15 protein-coding genes are annotated in these 21,040 nt (G+C 60.2%); 13 read left to right on the top strand and 2 right to left on the bottom strand.

Going from position 1 to position 21,040, the window contains the following annotated elements; genetic code table 11:
• The first annotated feature begins 18 nt into the window (after positions 1-18).
• On the top strand, positions 19-4,761 hold the full coding sequence (locus AB9L16_RS02240) for an RHS repeat domain-containing protein (protein ID WP_375123042.1): 4,743 nt from the start codon (positions 19-21) through the stop codon (positions 4,759-4,761).
• A 55-nt stretch (positions 4,762-4,816) separates the two neighbouring features.
• On the opposite strand, the gene queG is transcribed toward AB9L16_RS02240, so the two are convergent.
• Entirely contained in the window at positions 4,817-5,917 is a 1,101-nt protein-coding gene (gene queG / locus AB9L16_RS02245; protein ID WP_236168135.1) for a tRNA epoxyqueuosine(34) reductase QueG, read from the bottom strand.
• A 63-nt stretch (positions 5,918-5,980) separates the two neighbouring features.
• On the opposite strand from queG, the gene AB9L16_RS02250 reads away from it, so the two are divergent.
• The 9 genes from AB9L16_RS02250 to hflC all read left to right on the top strand — a co-directional run bounded on the left by AB9L16_RS02250 (position 5,981) and on the right by hflC (position 16,052).
• Positions 5,981-7,480 carry an NAD(P)H-hydrate dehydratase gene (locus tag AB9L16_RS02250; RefSeq protein WP_236168134.1) on the top strand — a complete coding sequence of 500 codons (1,500 nt, stop codon included), beginning with the start codon at positions 5,981-5,983 and terminating at the stop codon, positions 7,478-7,480.
• Positions 7,468-7,938, top strand: coding sequence for a tRNA (adenosine(37)-N6)-threonylcarbamoyltransferase complex ATPase subunit type 1 TsaE (gene tsaE / locus AB9L16_RS02255; RefSeq protein ID WP_375123043.1), 471 nt, complete (start codon positions 7,468-7,470; stop codon positions 7,936-7,938). The genes AB9L16_RS02250 and tsaE overlap by 13 nt, the downstream gene beginning before the upstream one ends.
• 51 nt (positions 7,939-7,989) lie before the next feature.
• Positions 7,990-9,369, top strand: coding sequence for an N-acetylmuramoyl-L-alanine amidase (locus AB9L16_RS02260; RefSeq protein WP_370593506.1), 1,380 nt, complete (start codon positions 7,990-7,992; stop codon positions 9,367-9,369).
• Positions 9,366-11,273 (top strand): DNA mismatch repair endonuclease MutL, encoded by a 1,908-nt coding sequence (gene mutL / locus AB9L16_RS02265; protein ID WP_236168133.1) that lies wholly within the window; start codon positions 9,366-9,368, stop codon positions 11,271-11,273. Before AB9L16_RS02260 ends, mutL begins: the two co-directional genes overlap by 4 nt.
• Positions 11,273-12,244, top strand: coding sequence for a tRNA (adenosine(37)-N6)-dimethylallyltransferase MiaA (gene miaA / locus AB9L16_RS02270; protein WP_150638272.1), 972 nt, complete (start codon positions 11,273-11,275; stop codon positions 12,242-12,244). Before mutL ends, miaA begins: the two co-directional genes overlap by 1 nt.
• 95 nt (positions 12,245-12,339) lie before the next feature.
• Entirely contained in the window at positions 12,340-12,606 is a 267-nt protein-coding gene (gene hfq, locus AB9L16_RS02275) for an RNA chaperone Hfq (protein ID WP_016771947.1), read from the top strand.
• A 12-nt stretch (positions 12,607-12,618) separates the two neighbouring features.
• The gene (gene hflX / locus AB9L16_RS02280; RefSeq protein WP_041480728.1) at positions 12,619-13,920 is read left to right on the top strand and encodes a ribosome rescue GTPase HflX; all 1,302 of its coding nucleotides are present in this window, start codon (positions 12,619-12,621) and stop codon (positions 13,918-13,920) included.
• Positions 13,921-14,016: 96 nt separating this feature from the next.
• Positions 14,017-15,183, top strand: a complete 1,167-nt coding sequence (gene hflK / locus AB9L16_RS02285) for an FtsH protease activity modulator HflK (RefSeq protein ID WP_375123044.1) — start codon at positions 14,017-14,019, stop codon at positions 15,181-15,183.
• Positions 15,183-16,052: a protease modulator HflC gene (gene hflC / locus AB9L16_RS02290; protein ID WP_016771945.1), complete on the top strand. Its 870-nt coding sequence runs from the start codon at positions 15,183-15,185 to the stop codon at positions 16,050-16,052. The genes hflK and hflC overlap by 1 nt, the downstream gene beginning before the upstream one ends.
• Positions 16,053-16,069: 17 nt before the next feature.
• Here hflC and AB9L16_RS02295 read toward each other — a convergent pair whose 3' ends face one another.
• Positions 16,070-16,276, bottom strand: coding sequence for a hypothetical protein (locus tag AB9L16_RS02295; RefSeq protein ID WP_150638270.1), 207 nt, complete (start codon positions 16,274-16,276; stop codon positions 16,070-16,072).
• Positions 16,277-16,365: 89 nt separating this feature from the next.
• Here AB9L16_RS02295 and AB9L16_RS02300 point away from each other — a divergent pair, with 89 nt between their 5' ends.
• The 3 genes from AB9L16_RS02300 (at position 16,366) to AB9L16_RS02310 (ending at position 20,971) form a co-directional block, all read left to right on the top strand.
• Positions 16,366-17,553 (top strand): ATP phosphoribosyltransferase regulatory subunit, encoded by a 1,188-nt coding sequence (locus AB9L16_RS02300; protein WP_016771944.1) that lies wholly within the window; start codon positions 16,366-16,368, stop codon positions 17,551-17,553.
• A gap of 54 nt (positions 17,554-17,607) precedes the next feature.
• Positions 17,608-18,897: an adenylosuccinate synthase gene (locus AB9L16_RS02305; protein ID WP_016771943.1), complete on the top strand. Its 1,290-nt coding sequence runs from the start codon at positions 17,608-17,610 to the stop codon at positions 18,895-18,897.
• A gap of 139 nt (positions 18,898-19,036) precedes the next feature.
• Positions 19,037-20,971 (top strand): methyl-accepting chemotaxis protein, encoded by a 1,935-nt coding sequence (locus AB9L16_RS02310; RefSeq protein WP_041480726.1) that lies wholly within the window; start codon positions 19,037-19,039, stop codon positions 20,969-20,971.
• Positions 20,972-21,040: the final 69 nt, after the last annotated feature.

The raw sequence follows: 21,040 nt of genomic DNA on the forward strand, positions 1-21,040 counted from the left end.
TAAAAGGACGGTTTACCAATGGAAAGTAATTTCTCTCCCTCTGTTCATTCAAACGCTTTCAACTTTGGTGAATTTGTTTCAGGAGGCGTTGATCCCCGCACGGGCATGTACACCTGCGCATTTTCGCTTGGCAAGTTGCACTCGGCGGATCTCAATGGTCCGGAGCTTGCACTTTCAGTGGGCTTTAATCCGCTCAATCAGGCGGATAGTGGTTTCGGCGTTGGCTGGTCTTTGACACTGACCAATTATGACTTGCGCAGCAAAGTGATGACCTTGTCCAACGGTGAGCGCTACAAGGCTGTCGAGACGTCTACCGGCCTTAAGTTCAAGGAAATGAAACTGCAAACGGCGAAAGTGTCAGTCGCTGGAGCAGGGCGCTATGAAGTTCGATACAAGGATGGCCGGCGTGAACTGCTCAAAGTCCTGGCCGGCACTCAGGTCGCCGTCGCGGAAAAAATAATAGCGGCGAACGGTGTGAGCATTACGCTGAAGCATGAGTTGTTCAACCAGTTTCCCCGATTGGCCGAAGTCCGTGATGCCAAGCGCTGCCTGTTGAAAATCACCCGCGCGGCTGGCCAGGTGACGCTGTCCCGGCATCCCGACACTACTTCCAGTTCCAACTACAAGCTGATCTTGAAAAACTCTCGAGTGACGGCCATCGAGCTGCCGGTTGGTAAGGGTTGGGACCTTGAGTATGAAGTCATCGCTGGAGCCAGCTATGTTCATCGCATCGTCAATCCGCTGCGCGGGGTCGAAATCATTCGCTACAAGCGGCACGGCCACCGCTTCATCAGCGGTGTGGAACGGACACTGCCGTTTGTGATTGCTCACGATGTCTACCCAGGGCGCGGCCAGCCCCGACTTTGCAAGACCTACACGTACTCCGACCATAACTTCCTTGGGCAGGGCCTCCTTCCTGCCAAGGATAGTGACCTGGATCCTCTCTATCTTGCGCCCGGCCACTACGTCTACACCTCGGACGAGCACTTGCTGGTCAGCGGCAAAGTACATACCCGCATCAAACGCACCTACAACAAATTCCATCTGTTGGTGGCTGAGGTTACAACCTGTGGTGACGCTCAGATCGCCACCACCACGGAGTATCACTGTTCCATTACCAAGCCATTCAGTGAGCAGGTGGCTCAGTTCCGCATGCCTAAAGTCCACACGGTGACGCACCTTGATCGGCGCACCCAACAGCAGCGTGTGGAAACCACCGTCACCGAGTTCGATGACGAAGGTAACTTGCTCAAGCAGGTCGAGCCCACAGGGGTGACGACGACCACGGAATTTTATCCGGCCAGTGGTGGAGATAACTGCCCAGAGGATCCGCTGGGCTTTTCCAGATTCCCGAAAAAAAGGACGGTGACTGCTGCCGCATCCGATGGTGCTTCGACAGTCACCTACTACGACTACGCGCTGCATCCGGCGCTGGACGGTGCGGAACTGGCATCCGTGTTACCGGTCGAGGAGCGTTTTTGTGAAGTGTTGGAAGGCGTTGAGGTATTGCGTTCGAAAACCGCACGCAGTTATTTGAATACGCCCGGGGATCCACTCAAGCATGGAGCCACGAAAGAGCAGAGTGTCATCCTGAATGATAAAAAAACCGCTATCGAGTTTTCCTATGAACTTGAGGGTGACAGGTTGCGAGTCAGGTCCAGCACGCGCGGATTTGACGGCACGCTGCAGACCAGTGAGAAAGTGCTGTCGACGCTGACCGGATTACAGGTCTCTGAAGTCGGTGTCGATGGCGAGCACATCGAGCATGAGTACGACGCAATCGGTCGGGCAGTGGGCAAAACGGTTGCTGGCGGCACCCCATATGCGGCCGTTACCCGGTGGACCTATCTGGCTGCCAGCAAACAGCATCCGGCGACAATGGTGACCACGGATCCTGCTGGCGGCGAGCAAAAAGTGACTTATGACGGGATGGAACGGGTGATCACCGTTCATGAAAAGGACTGCGACCATCCCGACAAGGACGGTCTGATTCAGACACGCACGCTTTATTCTGCGCTGCATGATTCGGTCGGCCACAAGGTGAAAGTGACGCTGACTGATTGGCGTGATGGCAAGCCTTATCCGGTCAGCACCGGCTACGAATTCGATTCCTGGGGCCAGGTCAGCAAGACGCTGCACGATGATGGGCGTATCGAACACAGCGAGGCGGACCCGGTTCTTCGCCGGCAGACCCATTGGTTCCAGGGGATGGGCAAGACGATCACCCTCGTCAATGATTTCGGTAAACCGCTGAGCGTCGAGAGCTTCAATCTGAAGAACAAGAGTCTCGGCAAAACCGTTTACACCTATGACGGCTACGGGCGCACAACCAGTCAGACAGACCCTGTCGGCAATACCAGTCGATATGAGTACGACGTTTTTGACCGGATAACCCGCAGTGTCCTGCCCGACGCCACTGCGGTCGTGACCGACTACGCCGGGCACAGTGATGAAGGTCTGCCGATCAACATCAAGGTCGCTGACAAAGTGTTGGGGCAGCAAACTTATGACGGTCTGGGTCGCTTGATCCGAAGTACCGTGGGCGGACGTAAGTCCGAGGCTGGTTATGAAGCGGGCTTCACCCAGCCGCAGTGGTACAGGAGTGCTGATGGCAAAAAAACCGAATTCACTTATTTGCGGGAACTGGGCGGCCTGCTGACTGAGCGCAAGGCAGGGGATCTGGTCACGACCATGACGTATGACCCCCTCAGTGGCAATCCCTTGACCTGTACCGAAAACGGCAGACAGCGCAATTTCGCCTATCACCCCTCCGGGCGTGTGAAAACCGAAACGACGACCCTCGGCGCTATCACCAAAGCAACCTCCAGTACCTGGTCCCTGCAGGGGCGACCGATCGCGCATGTCGATGTGCTCGGAGTCGAAAGCACATCCGAATACGATAAGCACGGCCGCCTGCTATCCACCTCTCAAGGCTCGCTTAAAACCGAATTCCACTACAACGCGCAGACGGGGATGCTGGACTGGACGCAAACCGAAGAAACGTCCATCAAGCGTCAAATGCTCACCCGGTTTGCCTATGACGATATCGGGCGTGAAACCCGCCGTACTTTCGAGATTCAGGGTCAGCCAGACCAGACCCTGGAATCGACTTACACGCTGGCTGGCAAACTGGCGCAGAAAGTGTCCAGACGTGGCACTCAAGTGTTACGTGATGAACAGTTCACCTACGATGTGCGCGGGCGCTTGATCCAGTACGACTGTGCCGGCACGCAAAAGCCGCGCGATCCGTATGGCAAGGAAATTGTCCGCCAGACATTCACCTTCGATGCATTGGATAACATCCTCACCGTGCAGACGAAGTTCCCGCTGGGGATGAATCTGACCACCTTCAGTTACGACAACCCTGATCCTGCACAGCTCAGCGCCGTCAAACATTCCCACGTCGACTATCCCTCGGCAGTGACGCTGGAATACGACGCCAACGGCAGGATGATCAAGGACGACCAGGCGCGAACGCTGGCCTATGACGCGTTCGGACGTCTCGAGCAGCTGTCCAGCGCAGGGGGATCAGTGATTCGTGGCTACCATTACGACGGTTTCGACGATCTGGTGGAGCTGTCGCAACCCGAAAAAGCAATTGTGCAGCGTTACTACTACGCAGGCCGGGTTGCCAACGAGGTGCGTGGTGAAAGTTCAACGAGTGTTGTGCGTCACGGTGGAGCGCTCGTGGGGCAACAGCAATCGGGGTTGAACCCCGACACGCAGCTATACGCCACCGATCAGCAGCAAAGTGTGCTGGCAACGCTGGGCAAGGAGCAGCTCACCGATTGCGCCTACAGCCCTTATGGGCATCGTCCCGCCGAAGGTGGATTGTTCAGCGTTGCAGGGTTCAACGGCGAACAGCTGGATCCGGTTACCGGGCTGTATCTGCTGGGCAACGGTTACAGGGCTTATAGTCCGACACTGATGCGCTTTCTCGCCCCCGACAGCATGAGTCCATTTGGCGCGGGCGGATTGAATGCCTACAGTTATTGCCTGGGCGACCCTGTCAATCGTGTCGACCCTACCGGGCATATCTCCTGGCAATCGATCCTGGGCATCGGCCTCAGTGTTCTCGGAATTGTTGCCAGCGTGGTGACGATGGGCGCGGCGACGCCATGGGCAGTGGCGGCATTGGGGCTGGCGGTTGCTTCAGGCCTGGCGGGTATTGCCAGCGAGGTGGTCAATGAACTCGCACCGGGTTCTCAAGCGGGCGAGATATTGGGCTGGATCAGTTTTGGTCTTGGGCTGGCTTCGGTGGGGGCAGGGCTGGCAGCTGGTGCCAAAGCGGGCATCAATGCTGGCAGGAAACTGGCTGGCGCCTTCAAGCAGGGCCTGAGTAGTAAAGGCTCCAAAGCAGCGGGTCAAGAGATGGCCCGAGGCATGATCAAGGGTAAGGGAAACAAGGCGGCGGCCAAGGCGAAGGCGAAGGCCAGCGCGGCCGTTCAGGAAGAGGCCGAGAAACCATGGTCACTCGTCAGGGTCGACCCCAAAAAGAACATCCTTGAGAAAGAGGGCCTTACCGGCTTGCTTGAAAAGGCCGAAACCTTCATGCAGCACATTGAGGCGGGTAACTCCCCGACGTCCTCTGCAGCGCTGATTCATGCCAAATACACGCCGATGCATGGTCCATCCGGCTCAGCATCAAAGCCGATGCATCTCTATCTGTCGCAAGGAGACCGAATATATATGACCGAAAACGCCAAGGAGCGGATCGCGGTCATCAACCAGCTGGGTGGTCATTTAAAGGAAAAAAAGTAAGTCGGAGCACGCAACGAAACGATACAAGGCGAAAGCAGGAACACTCAAGGTCCGGCTACGATTTGAACAGTGCGCTTGCCGGTTTTGCGAGCGCGCGGTGGGCGTGCTGTTCCAGTGCCCACTCGACATGTTCCCTGACCAACTCTGACGGATAATCACGTCGCGCCTTCAACGCTTCCAGCACAGGAATCGATGAAGGCGCATTCCCCAGCCCCACCGCCAGATTGCGTAACCAGCGCTCGTACCCGGCACGCCGCAACGGTGAACCTTCGGTGCTGTTCAAGAACTTTTCTTCATCCCACATGAACAGTTCAGCCAGCTCGGCATTATCGAGATTGTGCCGTGGTTTGAAATCGCTTTCTCCAGTCGGCCGGGCGAAGCGGTTCCATGGGCAGACGATCTGGCAGTCATCGCAGCCAAATACCCGATTGCCTATCAATGGCCGCAATTCTTCGGGAATCGCGGTTTTCAGCTCAATGGTCAAATAGGAAATGCAGCGCCGGGCGTCCAGCACGTACGGGCCGACAAAGGCGTTGGTCGGGCAGATATCCAGGCATGCGGTGCAACGCCCGCAATGTTCAGTGCTGTGCGGTTCGTCCACCGGTAGCGGCAGGTCGACGAACAGTTCGCTCAGGAAGAAATAACTGCCGGCCTTGCGGTTCAACACCAAGGTGTTTTTACCGATCCAGCCCAGTCCAGCCTGTTCGGCGATGGCTTTTTCCAGCACCGGTGCGCTGTCGACAAACGCACGAAAGCCGAACGGGCCGATCTCCGCCTGGATCTTGTCGGCCAATTGTTGAACACGTTTACGGATCAATTTGTGGTAATCGCGGCCCAAGGCATAACGCGACACGTAAGCCTTCTCCGGCTCAGCCAGGCGTTTGGCCATTTCGGTATCGCCTGGCAAGTAGTCCATGCGCAGGGAAACCACGCGCAACGTGCCCGGCACCAGCTCTTCCGGGTGCGAACGTTTGCTGCCATGGGCGCCCATGTAGTCCATGTCGCCGTGGTAGCCGGCCTCGAGCCAGCGCTGCAGATGCTGCTCGTGTTCGGCCAGGTCCAGACCGCTGATGCCGACTTGCTGGAAGCCCAGCTCGCGGCCCCAATCCTTGATCGATTGGGCGAGGGCGGGCAGGTCTGTGGTGATGGCGGACATGAGGCGAGAGAAACCGGAGCTGAGGTGCGTATAATTCTGCCAGACATCGGAGCCCGAAGACGCATGCCGCAGACGAAAGATGAATTACCCGACGCGCTGTACCGCGCCGCGCAGGTGCGCGAACTCGACGCGCGGCTGATCGCCGCCGGCACGCCGGGCTTCGAATTGATGCAACGCGCCGCCCGCGCGACGTGGCGCGCACTGGTGCGCAAATGGCCGGGCGCGAACGAGCTGACCGTGCTCGCCGGCCATGGCAACAATGCCGGTGACGGTTATCTGGTGGCCGGGTTGGCGCTGCGGGCCGGCTGGACCGTGCGCGTTCTCGCCGTCGGCGATCCGCAACGTTTGCAGGGCGATGCCGCACTGGCCCATGCCGAATCCGTGGCTGCTGGTGTTGTGGTGCAAGGCTGGCAGGCGCAAAGCGAGCTGTGCGGTGTCGTCCTCGATGCCTTGCTCGGCACTGGCCTGAGCGGCGAAGTGCGTGAGCCCTATGCCTCGGCGATCAAGGCGATCAACGCCTGCGGTTTGCCGGTAGCAGCGGTCGATATTCCTTCCGGGCTGTGTGCCGATACCGGGTGTGAACTGGGTGTCGCGGTATGCGCCGATCTAACGGTGACCTTCATTGGTATGAAGGTCGGACTGTTGACCGGTGATGCTGCGGATCATATCGGTGAGCTGGTCTTCAGCGACCTGCAAGCCCCCGACGAAATTTTCAGTGACATTCCTGTCTGCGCTCAGCGCCTGAGCGCCCCTAATCTTCCAGCACTTGCGCCGCGCGCGCCGACCTCGCACAAGGGCCGCTTTGGCCATGTGTTGCTGATCGGCGGCGATCACGGTTTCGGCGGAGCGATTCTGCTCAGCACGGAAATGGCCTTGCGCGGCGGCGCGGGCATGGTCTCGCTGGCGACTCGCCCAGAGCATGTGCCGGCGGCGCTGACTCGGGTCCCGGAGGCGATGGCGCTCGGCACTTCGTCAGCCAATCAACTGATGGGGCTGCTGGAAAAGGTTTCGGTGCTGGTGGTCGGACCGGGTCTCGGTCAGGGCAGTTGGGGCCGTGCCCTGTTGTCGGCGGCCGCCAATGCTGCGTTGCCGCAAGTGTGGGACGCTGACGCGTTGAACCTGCTGGCCAGCGATTTTGTCCAGTTGCCCAAGGATAGCGTGATCACCCCGCATCCGGGTGAAGCGGCGCGCTTGCTTGGCATCAGTACCGCCGAAGTGCAGGCCGATCGCCCGGCCGCTGCTCTGGCGTTGAGCAAAAAGTATTCAGCGGTAGTGGTTCTGAAAGGGGCCGGCAGTCTGATCGCCCATCCCGATGGGCGTCTGGCCCTGTGTCATCAGGGCCATCCGGCGATGGCCACGGGCGGTTTGGGGGATGTGCTGGCCGGTCTCACCGGCGCATTGCTGGCCCAGGACATGGACGCGTTCGATGGGGCATGCCTGGCCGTCTGGCTGCACGCCAACGCGGGTATGCAACAAGGCAAATTCGGCCGTGGGCTGGCGGCCAGTGATCTGATTCCAGCCATTCGTCAGTTGTTGGAGGAGCAAGCACCGTGTCTGAAGTAACCCTGTACCTGGCCGATGAACAGGCAATGAGCGACTTTGGCGCACGGATCGCCCGCGTCACCCAGGGCCATGGCCTGATTTTTCTTGAAGGTAATCTGGGTATGGGCAAAACCACCCTGTCACGGGGCATCATTCGTGGGCTGGGGCATGTCGGCGCGGTAAAAAGTCCGACCTTCACATTGGTCGAGCCCTACGAGATCGGTGACATACGTGCCTTCCACTTCGACCTCTATCGTTTGGTCGATCCCGAGGAGCTGGAGTTTCTCGGCATCCGCGACTACTTCGAAGACGATGTCCTGTGCCTGATCGAATGGCCCGATAAAGGTGCAGGCTTTTTGCCAAAGCCTGACCTGACCATTACCATTAGCCCGCAAGACAGCGGGCGTTCGCTGAAAATTTTAGCCCAGGGCTCGCGTGGCGAGGCCTGGTGTGCCGCTTTGGCATTGGAATCCAATTAAATGATGGGGTTTGGTATGCGCTTTCGCGCGTTGGTGGCTGCCGCTGGACTGATGTTGATGGCAGTAACCGTCAACGCTGTGGCCGATTCAAAGGTCAACAGCGTGCGCCTGTGGCGTGCGCCGGACAATACGCGACTGGTCTTTGACCTCAGCGGGCCGGTGCAGCACAGCGTTTTCACCCTGACAGCCCCTGATCGGCTGGTGATCGACATCAACGGCGCCACCCTCGGCGCGCCGTTGAACGTGCAGACCGCGAACACGCCTATCACCGCGATGCGCTCAGCCCAGCGCACGCCGACCGACCTGCGGGTGGTCATCGACCTGAAAAAAGCCGTCACCCCGAAAAGCTTCTCGCTGGCGCCGAACGCGCAGTACGGCAACCGTCTGGTGGTCGATCTGTTCGACAACCCGGCCGATGCCGCGCCGCCGCCAGCCCCGACGCCATCGGTGGCGACCGTGCCGGCGGTGCCGGTGACTCCGACCGAACCGGCGATCAAGTTGCCGCCAGCCCCGGCCGGCAAGCGCGACATTATCGTTGTCATCGACGCCGGCCACGGTGGCGAAGACCCGGGCGCGTCAGGCTCGCGCGGCCAGCGTGAGAAAGACGTGGTGCTGCAGATCGCCCGCGAATTGCAGCGTCAGGTCAACGGCATGAAAGGCTTCCGCGCCGAGCTGACCCGTACCGGCGACTACTTCATTCCATTGCGCGGGCGAACCGAAATCGCCCGCAAGAAGGGCGCCGACCTGTTCGTCTCGATCCACGCCGACGCCGCGCCGTCCGCAGCCGCTTTCGGTGCTTCGGTGTTCGCCCTGTCCGATCGTGGCGCTACGTCCGAGACCGCCCGTTGGCTGGCCGACAGTGAAAACCGATCCGACCTGATCGGTGGTGCCGGCAACGTCAGCCTCGACGACAAGGACCGCATGCTCGCCGGCGTTTTGCTCGACCTGTCGATGACTGCGTCGCTGACCTCCAGTCTCAACGTCGGCCAGAAGGTTCTGACCAACATCGGTCGCGTTACGCCGCTGCACAAACAGCGCGTGGAACAGGCCGGCTTCATGGTGTTGAAGTCGCCGGACATCCCGTCGATCCTGGTCGAAACCGGCTTTATCTCCAACGCCAACGAAGCGAACAAACTGTCCGCATCCAGCCACCAGCAAGCGCTGGCCCGTTCGATCAGCAGCGGCGTGCGCCAGTTCTTCCAGCAGAATCCGCCGCCGGGCACCTACATCGCCTGGCTGCGTGATTCCGGCAAGATTGCTCAAGGCCCGCGCGACCACCGTGTCGGCCCGGGGGAAACCCTGGCGATGATCGGCGTGCGCTATCAGGTTTCGCCGGCCACCTTGCGCGCCGCCAACAATCTGAAAAGCGATGAGCTGAAAGTCGGTCAGCACCTGACCATTCCAGGCACCGAACTGGCGTCCAAAGAATGAACCAGGTATTGAACACTGCGCGCATCGAGCTGCTCAGCCCCCGGCTGGCGAACCAAATTGCCGCCGGTGAGGTGGTTGAGCGCCCGGCTTCGGTGATCAAGGAGTTGCTGGAAAACAGCCTCGACTCCGGCGCCAAGCGTATTGACGTCGATGTCGAGCAGGGCGGCGTCAAGTTGCTGCGCGTGCGCGATGACGGCAGCGGTATTTCCGCCGATGACCTGCCGCTCGCCCTGGCCCGTCACGCCACCAGCAAGATTCGCAATCTTGAGGATCTCGAACAGGTGATGAGCCTGGGTTTCCGTGGCGAGGCGCTGGCGTCGATCAGCTCCGTGGCGCGTCTGACCCTGACCTCGCGCACCCGCGATGCCGATCAGGCCTGGCAGGTCGAAACCGAAGGCCGGGACATGGCGCCGCGCGTGCAGCCGGCGGCGCATCCGGTCGGCACTTCGGTGGAAGTCCGCGACCTGTTCTTCAACACCCCGGCCCGGCGCAAATTTCTCAAGACCGAAAAAACCGAATTCGATCACCTGCAGGAAGTGATCAAGCGTCTGGCGCTGGCGCGGTTCGACGTGGCTTTTCATCTGCGCCACAACGGCAAGACCATCCTCAGCCTGCACGAGGCCCACGATGATGCGGCCCGCGCACGGCGTGTGGCGGCGATCTGCGGTTCGGGTTTCCTTGAGCAGGCGTTGCCGATCGAGATCGAACGCAATGGCTTGCACCTGTGGGGCTGGGTCGGTTTGCCAACCTTCAACCGTAGCCAGGCTGACTTGCAGTATTTCTTTGTGAACGGGCGGGCGGTGCGCGACAAACTGGTGGCGCACGCGGTACGCCAGGCTTATCGCGACGTGCTGTTCAACGGTCGGCATCCGACCTTCGCACTGTTTTTCGAGGTCGATCCGGCAGCAGTAGACGTCAACGTGCACCCGACCAAGCACGAAGTACGCTTCCGTGACGGGCGCATGGTCCACGATTTCCTGTATGGCACGCTGCACCGTGCGCTGGGCGATGTGCGTCCGGAAGATCAATTGGCCGGCTCGGTCACCACGGCGATCGTTCGGCCGAGCGGGATCGAGGCGGGCGAGTTTGGCCCACAGGGCGAGATGCGTCTGGCCGCCAATGCGCTGCTGGAGCAGCCGCAGGCGCAACCGGCGTTCAACACGTCATCCGGCGCCAGCGCTGGCGGCGCTTATCAGTATCAATACACGCCGCGTCCGCAATCGGCGGTGCCTGCTGCCGAGGCGCAAGCCGCATACAAGGAATTTTTCGCGCCGCTGCCTGAAGCCAATGCCAGCGCACTGCCGACCGGTCAGGAAGATATTCCGCCGCTCGGCTATGCACTGGCGCAGCTAAAAGGCATCTATATCTTGTCCGAAAACGCCCATGGCCTGGTGCTGGTGGACATGCATGCCGCCCACGAGCGGATCATGTACGAGCGCCTGAAAATCGCCATGGCCAGCGAAGGTCTCAGTGGCCAGCCGTTGCTGGTGCCGGAATCGCTGGCGGTCAGTCAGCGCGAGGCCGATTGCGCTGAAGAACACACCGCCTGGTTTCAGCGTCTTGGTTTTGAATTGCAGCGACTGGGGCCGGAAACCCTGGCGATCCGGCAGATTCCCGCTTTGCTCAAGCAGGCCGAAGCCAATCGACTGGTCGGCGACGTGCTCTCTGACCTGATGGAATACGGCACCAGTGACCGTATCCAGGCGCACCTCAACGAACTGCTCGGCACCATGGCCTGCCACGGCGCGATCCGCGCCAACCGGCGTCTGGCCCTGCCGGAAATGAACGGTCTGCTGCGCGATATGGAAAACACCGAGCGCAGTGGTCAATGCAACCATGGCCGACCGACCTGGACCCAATTGGGCCTGGACGATCTGGACAAACTGTTCCTGCGCGGTCGTTGATGAGCCAGCTGCCTCCAGCGATTTTTCTGATGGGCCCGACCGCTGCGGGCAAGACCGATCTGGCCATCGAGCTGACCAAGGTGCTGCCGTGCGAGTTGATCAGTGTCGATTCGGCGCTGGTCTACCGCGGCATGGACATCGGCACGGCCAAGCCTTCGAAAGAGTTGTTGGCCGAATACCCGCACCGGCTGATCGACATCCTCGACCCCGCTGAAGCGTATTCCGCTGCCGATTTCCGTCGCGACGCGTTGCAGGCCATGGCCGAAATCACTGGGCGAGGAAAGATCCCGCTGCTGGTCGGCGGCACCATGCTCTATTACAAGGCTCTGGTCGAAGGTCTGGCGGACATGCCGGCAGCCGATCCCGAGGTCCGCGCGCAGATCGAGGAAGAAGCTGCACGCCTCGGCTGGCAAGCCCTGCACGAACAGTTGGCGCAGATCGATCCGGTGTCGGCGGCGCGCATCCATCCCAATGATCCGCAACGCTTGAGTCGGGCACTGGAAGTGTATCGAGTCAGCGGGCAGAGCATGACCGCTCTGCGCGAGCAACAATCTGTGCAAAGTACTGAAGCAGCCGCTTCGGGACGGCAACAATTGCCCTATACTGTCGCGAACCTGGCCATTGCTCCGGCGAATCGTCAGGTTCTGCACCAGCGAATTGAACAAAGATTCACAAATATGTTGGAACAGGGATTCATCGACGAGGTCGTAGCCCTGCGTAAAAGAAGTGACCTGCATTCGGGGTTGCCGTCTATACGTGCGGTAGGCTACCGCCAAGTCTGGGATTACCTGGACGGCAAGCTGACATTGGCCCAGATGCAGGAGCGGGGCATCATCGCCACGCGCCAATTGGCCAAACGCCAGTTTACCTGGCTGCGCAGCTGGGACGATTTGCATTGGCTGGACAGTCTTGATTGCGACAATCTGCCACGCGCCTTGAAATACCTCGGGACCATCTCCATATTGAGCTGAGTCCTTGCAATTGCCGTCTATCCTTGGGGGTGTGACGGCCGAAGCCATCTGAATTTACCTGTTTTTATTATTGAATCCTTAAAGGAGTGCGGCACATGTCAAAAGGGCATTCGCTACAAGACCCTTACCTGAACACTTTACGTAAAGAGAAAGTCGGGGTTTCCATCTACCTGGTCAACGGTATCAAGCTGCAAGGGACGATCGAGTCGTTCGACCAGTTCGTGATCCTGCTGAAAAACACCGTAAGCCAGATGGTCTACAAACACGCTATCTCGACCGTCGTGCCGGTTCGTCCAATTCGTCTGCCTAGCGCAACCGAAAACGAACAGGGCGATGCCGATGCAGCGCCGGGTAACGCCTGATAGGAGTCTCCTTTGTTCTTTGAGCGCCACGGTGGTGGTGAGCGAGTCATCCTCGTTCACTTGGATGGACAGGACCCTGAGGCGCGCGAAGATCCGCAGGAGTTTCAGGAGTTGGCAAATTCGGCTGGCGCCGAGACCGTCGCGTTTTTTAACGTGCCGCGTCATCGGCCAACCGCCAAATATCTGATCGGCAGCGGCAAGGTCGAGGAACTGCGCGACCTGGTCAAGGCTGAAGAAGCCGATCTGGTGATTTTCAATCACATCCTCACGCCCAGTCAGGAACGCAACCTTGAACGTGTCTTCGAGTGTCGCGTGATCGACCGCACCGGGCTGATTCTCGATATTTTCGCCCAACGCGCACGCACCCATGAGGGCAAGCTGCAGGTCGAACTGGCCCAGCTTGACCACATGAGCACGCGGCTGGTTCGCGGCTGGACTCACCTTGAGCGTCAGGGTGGCGGTATCGGTATGCGCGGTCCGGGTGAAACCCAGCTGGAAACCGACCGCCGTCTGCTGCGGGTTCGCCTGCGTCAGATCAAGGGGCGGCTGGAGAAGGTGCGCAGTCAGCGCGAGCAGTCGCGCCGTGGCCGATCCCGTGCGGACATCCCTACCGTTTCGCTGGTGGGATACACCAACGCCGGAAAATCGACACTCTTCAACAACGTGACGAAGTCCGAGGTGTACGCGGCCGATCAGTTGTTCGCCACGCTCGACCCGACCCTGCGCCGGCTGGAGCTTGACGACCTCGGTCCGATCGTCCTCGCCGACACCGTGGGGTTCATTCGTCACCTGCCACACAAGCTGGTCGAGGCATTTCGGTCTACGCTCGAAGAGTCGAGCAATTCCGACCTGCTGTTGCACGTGATCGATGCGGCTGAACCGGATCGCATGTTGCAGATCGAGCAGGTGATGGTGGTGCTGGGCGAGATTGGTGCCCAGGACTTGCCGATCCTCGAGGTCTATAACAAACTCGATTTGCTTGAAGGCGTCGAGCCGCAGATCCAGCGCGATGCCGATGGCAAGCCGCAACGGGTCTGGCTCTCGGCGCGTGATGGCAGCGGTCTGGAATTGCTTGAACAGGCCATCGCCGAGTTGCTCGGCAGTGATCTGTTCGTCGGTACCTTGCGCTTGCCGCAACGATTCGCTCGGCTGCGTGCGCAGTTCTTCGAACTCGGGGCGGTGCAGAAAGAAGAATACGATGATGAAGGTGTCAGCCTGCTGGCCGTTCGTTTGCCCCGGATCGAGTTGAATCGATTGGTAAGCCGCGAAGGATTGCAGCCGATGGAATTCATCGAGCAACACACTTTGCAATAAAAGCCTGACAAAGCGGTTGTGCCGCAACGGCAGGCATTCTGTAGCATTGGTCGGCGCGCCGTGGGTGCGTCTTTGCTTTATCAGATGGAGAGCGCTATGGCTTGGAATGAGCCGGGTGGCAACTCGAATAATCAGGATCCCTGGGGTGGCAAGCGCCGCAATAACGGCGACCGCAAGGGGCCACCGGATCTCGACGAGGCCTTCCGAAAGCTGCAGGAAAGCCTGAACGGGTTGTTCGGTGGTGGTAAGAAACGCGGTGATGACGGCGGCGGGTCGGGGCGCAGCAGTGGCGGCTTCGGCGGTCTGCTCGGCATCGGCCTGGTCGTGCTGGCGGCTGTCTGGCTGTACAGCGCGGTCTACGTGGTGGACGAGCAGGAGCAAGCCGTTGTGCTGCGCTTCGGCAAGTACTACGAGACTGTCGGCCCGGGCCTGAACATCTACTTCCCGCCGATCGACAAGAAGTACATGGAGAACGTGACGCGTGAGCGTGCGTACACCAAGCAGGGCCAGATGCTGACTGAAGACGAGAACATCGTCGAAGTGCCGCTGACCGTGCAGTACAAGATCAGCAACCTGCAGGACTTCGTGCTGAACGTCGATCAGCCGGAAATCAGTCTGCAGCACGCGACCGAAAGTGCACTGCGTCACGTGGTCGGTTCCACCGCCATGGACCAGGTGCTGACCGAAGGTCGTGAATTGATGGCCAGCGAAATCAAGGAGCGTCTGCAACGTTTCCTCGATACCTATCGCACCGGTATCACCGTCACCCAGGTCAACGTACAGAGCGCAGCGGCACCGCGTGAAGTGCAGGAAGCTTTCGATGACGTGATCCGCGCCCGTGAAGACGAGCAGCGTTCGCGCAACCAGGCTGAAACCTACGCCAACGGCGTTGTGCCGGAAGCCCGTGGTCAGGCCCAGCGCATCATCGAAGATGCCAACGGTTATCGCGACGAGACCATCTTGCGCGCCAAGGGTGAGGCCGATCGTTTCACCAAGCTGGTCGCCGAGTATCGCAAGGCACCTGAAGTCACCCGCGAGCGTCTGTACCTGGACACCATGCAGGAAGTCTTCAGCAATACCAGCAAGGTACTCGTGACCGGCAACAAGAACGGCCAGAGCAATCTGCTTTACCTGCCGTTGGACAAAATGATCCAGAACAGCTCGGGCAACGCACCGGTGACCGGTTCGGCCGCCAGTAACAATACGGACGTCACGCCGCATGTCACTGACGTGCCGCAGACGCGTACAAGGGAGACCCGCTGATGAGCAATAAATCGCTGATCGCCCTGATCGTTGGCGTCGTTGTGGTACTGGTGGGCTGGAATTGCTTCTACATCGTCGCTCAGACCGAGCGCGCGGTGCTGCTGCAATTCGGTCGCGTGGTTCAGGCGGATGTCCAGCCGGGTCTGCATGTGAAAGTGCCTTACGTCAACCAGGTGCGCAAATTCGACGCGCGTCTGCTGACGCTGGATGCACCGACGCAGCGCTTCCTGACCCTGGAAAAGAAAGCCGTGATGGTCGATGCCTACGCCAAGTGGCGGGTGAAGGATGCCGAGCGCTTCTACACCGCGACTTCGGGTCTGAAGCAGATTGCCGACGAACGTCTGTCCCGTCGTCTCGAATCGGGCCTGCGTGACCAGTTCGGCAAGCGCACCCTGCACGAAGTGGTGTCGGGTGAGCGTGATGCGCTGATGGCTGACATCACTGCATCGCTGAACAAGATGGCGGAAAAAGAGCTGGGTATCGAAGTGGTTGATGTCCGGGTCAAGGCCATCGATCTGCCGAAGGAAGTGAACCGCAGCGTGTTCGAGCGTATGAGCACCGAGCGTGAGCGTGAAGCTCGCGAGCACCGCGCCAAGGGTAACGAGCTGGCCGAAGGCATCCGTGCCGACGCCGATCGTCAACGCCGCGTGCTGCTGGCCGAAGCCTATCGTGAATCCGAAGAGGTTCGCGGTGACGGTGACGCCCAGGCAGCTGCGATCTACTCCAAGGCCTACGGTCAGGATCAGGAGTTCTACGGTTTCTACCGTAGCCTGCGTGCCTACCGTGAAAGCTTTGCGAACAAATCCGACGTCCTGGTCCTCGACCCAAGCAGCGACTTCTTCCGTTACCTGGAAAAAGCCAAACCTTGATACGACGTTGACCTGAATCAGTCCGCCCGGCGGCTAAAACCTCGGGCGGGGTGATCCTTTCGGAAAACGTGTGTATGATGCGGCAGCCGGGAAATTCCCGGCTTTTTTGCGTCTGCACGTTTGATTGCTGTTTTTGTTGCAGGCATCGGGTTTGAATAGCCCGAGCGTTTTTCGAGGAAAGTGATGGGCGAAGCCGCCAGCCGGCCTTTCGCTGCGTCGTTCATGCGCGTGCGTTTTGAACGACCCGGTCATTTTCTGCTTCACTCAAGGCTCGCCCTCGTGCTGGCCGCCCGGATCAAAGGGGAATGGCGTAATGGCAACGGTAGACCGCTGGCTGCTGCCAGATGGCATCGAAGAAGTACTGCCACCGGAGGCGGCGCGCATTGAAGTCGCGCGTCGTCAGGTGTTGGATCTGTTCCAGAGCTGGGGTTACGAGTTCGTCGTGACTCCCCATATCGAGTACCTGGAATCCCTGCTGACCGGCGCGGGCCAGGACCTGGATCTGCGTACCTTCAAGGTCATCGACCCGCAATCGGGCCGGCAGATGGGTTTCCGCGCCGACATCACGCCGCAAGTGGCGCGCATCGATGCGCACACCCTGCGCCGCGAAGGCCCGAGCCGTCTGTGCTACGCAGGCAGTGTCCTGCATGCCCAGCCGCGTGCATTGTCGTCCTCGCGCAGCCCGATCCAGCTGGGCGCCGAGCTGTACGGCGACGCCAGCCCGAGCAGCGACGTCGAAGTGATCAGCCTGATGCTGGCCATGCTGCAACTGGCCGATGTGCCGGACGTGCACATGGACCTCGGCCATGTCGGCATCTACCGTGGTCTGGCGCGCGCCGCCGGTCTGTCCGGTGAAGTCGAGCAGCAGTTGTTCGATGCCCTGCAGCGCAAGGCCATCGATGAAGTGATTACCCTGACCGAAGGTCTCCCGGCCGATCTGTCGGGGATGCTGCGTGCCTTGGTTGATCTGTGCGGCGGCCGTGAAGTATTGAGCGCTGCCCGCGAGCGTCTGGCCAATGCCCCGGCGCCGGTGCTGGCGGCGCTGGAAGATCTGCTGGCGATCGCCGAACGTCTTTCCGTGCGCTTCCCGCAGCTGCCGCTGTATTTCGACCTCGGCGAGTTGCGCGGCTACCACTACCACACCGGTGTGGTGTTCGCGGTGTTCGTGCCGGGCGTTGGCCAGTCCATCGCTCAGGGCGGTCGTTACGATGACATCGGCGCTGACTTCGGCCGCGCCCGTCCGGCGACCGGTTTCTCTACCGATTTGAAAACCCTGGTGACCCTGGGGCGTGCTGAGATCGAGCTACCGTCTGGCGGTATCTGGATGCCTGACAGTACGGATGCGGCACTCTGGCAGCAGGTTTGCCAGTTGCGCAGTGAGGGTCAGCGTGTCGTTCAGGCCTTGCCTGGACAACCTTTGGCCGCCGCCCGTGATGCGGACTGCGACCGGCAATTGATTCAGCAGAACGGGCTTTGGCAAGTATCGCCACTGGCTTCTTGAGTTTTCCTGCCGGCCATCGCCGGCACCAAGTTTGCGCGAATGAGGACAAGTGTTATGGGTAAGAATGTCGTAGTCCTGGGCACCCAGTGGGGTGATGAGGGCAAAGGCAAGATCGTTGATCTGCTGACCGAACATGCTGCCGCCGTAGTGCGCTACCAGGGTGGCCACAACGCGGGTCACACGCTGGTGATCGACGGCGAGAAAACCGTCTTGCACCTGATTCCGTCGGGCGTGCTGCGCGAAGGCGTGCAATGCCTGATCGGCAACGGCGTGGTGGTTGCACCTGACGCCCTGCTGCGCGAGATCACCAAGCTGGAAGAGAAAGGCGTACCGGTGCGCGAGCGCTTGCGTATCAGCCCGTCCTGCCCGCTGATCCTGTCCTTCCACGTCGCGCTGGACCAGGCCCGTGAAAAGGCCCGTGGCGAGCTGAAGATCGGTACTACCGGTCGCGGCATCGGCCCGGCGTACGAAGATAAAGTTGCCCGTCGTGGCCTGCGTGTCGGCGACTTGCTGAACATGCCACGCTTCGAAGACAAGCTGCGTGAACTGGTGGATTACCACAACTTCATGCTGGTCGGTTACTACAAAGAGCCAGCCATCGAATTCGAAAAGACCCTGGCCGAGTGCAAGGAATACGCTGAGCTGCTCAAGCCGCTGATGCTCGACGTGACTGCCGAGCTGCACGACCTGCGTCGTGCCGGCAAGGACATCATGTTCGAAGGCGCGCAAGGTTCGTTGCTCGACATCGACCACGGCACCTACCCGTACGTGACCAGCTCCAACACCACTGCGGGTGGCGTGGCGACCGGTTCGGGCGTTGGTCCGATGTTCCTCGACTACATCCTGGGCATCACCAAGGCTTACACCACTCGCGTCGGTTCCGGTCCGTTCCCGACCGAGCTGTTTGACGAAGTCGGTGCACACCTGGCCAAGCAGGGTCACGAGTTCGGCGCTACCACCGGCCGTGCCCGTCGCTGCGGCTGGTTTGACGCCGTCATCCTGCGTCGCGCTATCGATGTGAACAGCATCTCGGGCATCTGCCTGACCAAGCTGGACGTACTCGACGGTCTGGAAACCATCAACATCTGCGTCGGCTACAAAGACGCGCAAGGCAATGCTGTTGCCCCGACCGATGCTGACAGCTACGTAGGCCTGCAGCCTGTGTACGAAGAAGTGCCAGGCTGGAGCGAATCGACCGTGGGTGCAAAAACCCTGGAAGAGCTGCCGGCCAATGCTCGTGCCTACATCAAACGCGTTGAAGAGTTGATCGGCGCGCCGATCGACATTATTTCGACGGGCCCGGACCGCAACGAAACCATCGTTCTGCGTCATCCGTTTGCTTGATAAGTCGTTGATGTAAAAAACAAAGGCTCCTTAATCGGGGCCTTTGTCGTTTATGCCTGTTGGACGGCATGACCTTTGCTGTGAATCTGTCTACAAGAGTGCCATCAAATTAATGGCGTCAGAAGTAGAGGGATTTAAAGTGTCAGCCGTTCTCTCACTGTTACAAAGCCGTTTGTTGCGGCCAGTGTTCGTTACCCTTGGTATCGCCCTTTTGGTGCAGGTGTTGGTGGCGGTTGCCCTGACGCGGAGCACGGTGACCGCGCTGGAAGCCGATCTGGCCGTGCGCCTGGGTGCCGACAGCCAGAAGCTCTCCGGTGAGCTGGAGCAGGCCGGGCGTGAAGTCACTTCAAGTCTTGATGCGTTATCGGCCAGCACTCGTCAGCGCCTGACGGTCGGCCTGTCCGCGCGTCTGAAAGAAGAGCAGGCGCAGCTGCGAGCGACGCTGGAAAAGGATCTGAAGGATTCGGCCAACGACATGGCGCAGTTGCTTGCATCCGTAGCGCCGCGTGCCATGTGGGACAGCGACGTGCCGACGCTCTCGGAGTTCGCTCGTCGCGCCCAGCGCAATCCCAACGTGTTGTTCGTGGTGTATGACGACGCCACCGGCCAGCATCTGACCCGTTATCTCAATCGTGAAAACCCGATCAACAAGGCCTTGCTGGAAAAAGGTCAGGGTGAGCGTGCGCTGGATAAAGTGCTGGATGCGGCGAAGAACGATCCCTCAGTCTATTACCTCGAAGCCTCGATCAATCCCAATGGCGTGGAGATCGGCAAAGTGCTGATGGGCGTTTCCACAGCCTCGGTGGAAACCGATCTGGCCGAGCTCGACAAGCGCTTCCTGGCGCTGATTGCCAGCAGCGATCAACTGGTCGGCGACAGCCTCAAAGGCGCAGCGGCGGACAGCGCCAAAGCGATGCAGGCGCGCCTGCAATCGGCGCAAGCCACCGCTGGTGAAATGAAAGCCAACACCGCACAAACCGTTCAGGAAGCTGCCGCCACTCTTCGCTGGCGCATTGGCCTTGGCCTGGCGCTGGTCGGTTGCGGCGTGCTGCTGTTGCTGGCCGTGGTGCTCGGTCATCGCGTGGTCAATCGCCTGAAAATGCTCAATGCGGCGATGGACGATCTGGCGGCGGGCGAGGGCGACCTGACCAAGCGTGTGCAGATCAACAGCAAGGATGAAATCGGCGACATGGCGTCGGCGGTCAATCGCTTCGTCGACAAGCTGCAGCCGATCGTGCGCGAGGCGGGCGATGTCGCGCAGCGCACTGGCGTGGAAATTGGCGCGATGACTTTGCGCAACGCTGGCGCCGATGCGGCTGCCGGAATGCAGCGCGATGAAGTTGCAGAAAGCCTGCGCGCGCTGTCGCAAATGGCAGACGAGGCGCAGTCGGAAAGTCAGGCAATGCAGGCGGCGCTCAAGCAGGTTGTCGATATTCGTCAGGCCACCGATGAGAACACCCGGACTTCGGCGAAGGTTGGCAGCCTGATCGAAGCGCTGGCCGGGCAGGTCGATACCGGGGCGAAGGTTATCGAGCGACTGGCGCAGCAGAGCGAGCAGATTGAGGTGGTGCTGACGGTGATTCACGGCATCGCCGAACAGACCAACCTGCTGGCGTTGAACGCTGCGATCGAGGCGGCGCGGGCCGGTGAAACCGGGCGTGGGTTTGCCGTGGTGGCGGATGAAGTGCGGGCACTGGCGAGCAAAACGCAGAGCTCGACGGGCGATATTCAAGCGCACATCGTCGCTCTGCAGCAGGGCGCACGTGAGGCAGTCGAGGCGATTGGCCAGGCCGGACGGCAGGCCAGCGAAGGTTTGCTGGTCTTGCGCGACAGTGCGCGCTTGCAGCAATCGGTGCAGGCTTCGGTCGAGCAGGTGCATGCGGCGATAGGTCTGGCGACGCAAGCAGCAGCGCATCAGGCGCAGGGTGCACAGGCAGTGCGTGGGCGCGTCGAAACGATTCATGCACAGGCCGAGAAAGCGGCTCAGGCAGTGGTGGAAACCACGGCCAGTGGCAAGGTGCTGGATGGTCTGGCGGCGCAGTTGAAGGCTAGCCTGGGGCAGTTTCGCGCTTGATGTTATCCGGGCTGGCATCTTCGCGAGCAGGCTCGCTCCCACAGGGAAACTCAATCCATTGTGGGAGCG

Source organism: Pseudomonas sp. LW8, from assembly GCF_041956865.1.
Taxonomy (GTDB): Bacteria; Pseudomonadota; Gammaproteobacteria; order Pseudomonadales; family Pseudomonadaceae; genus Aquipseudomonas; species Aquipseudomonas siliginis.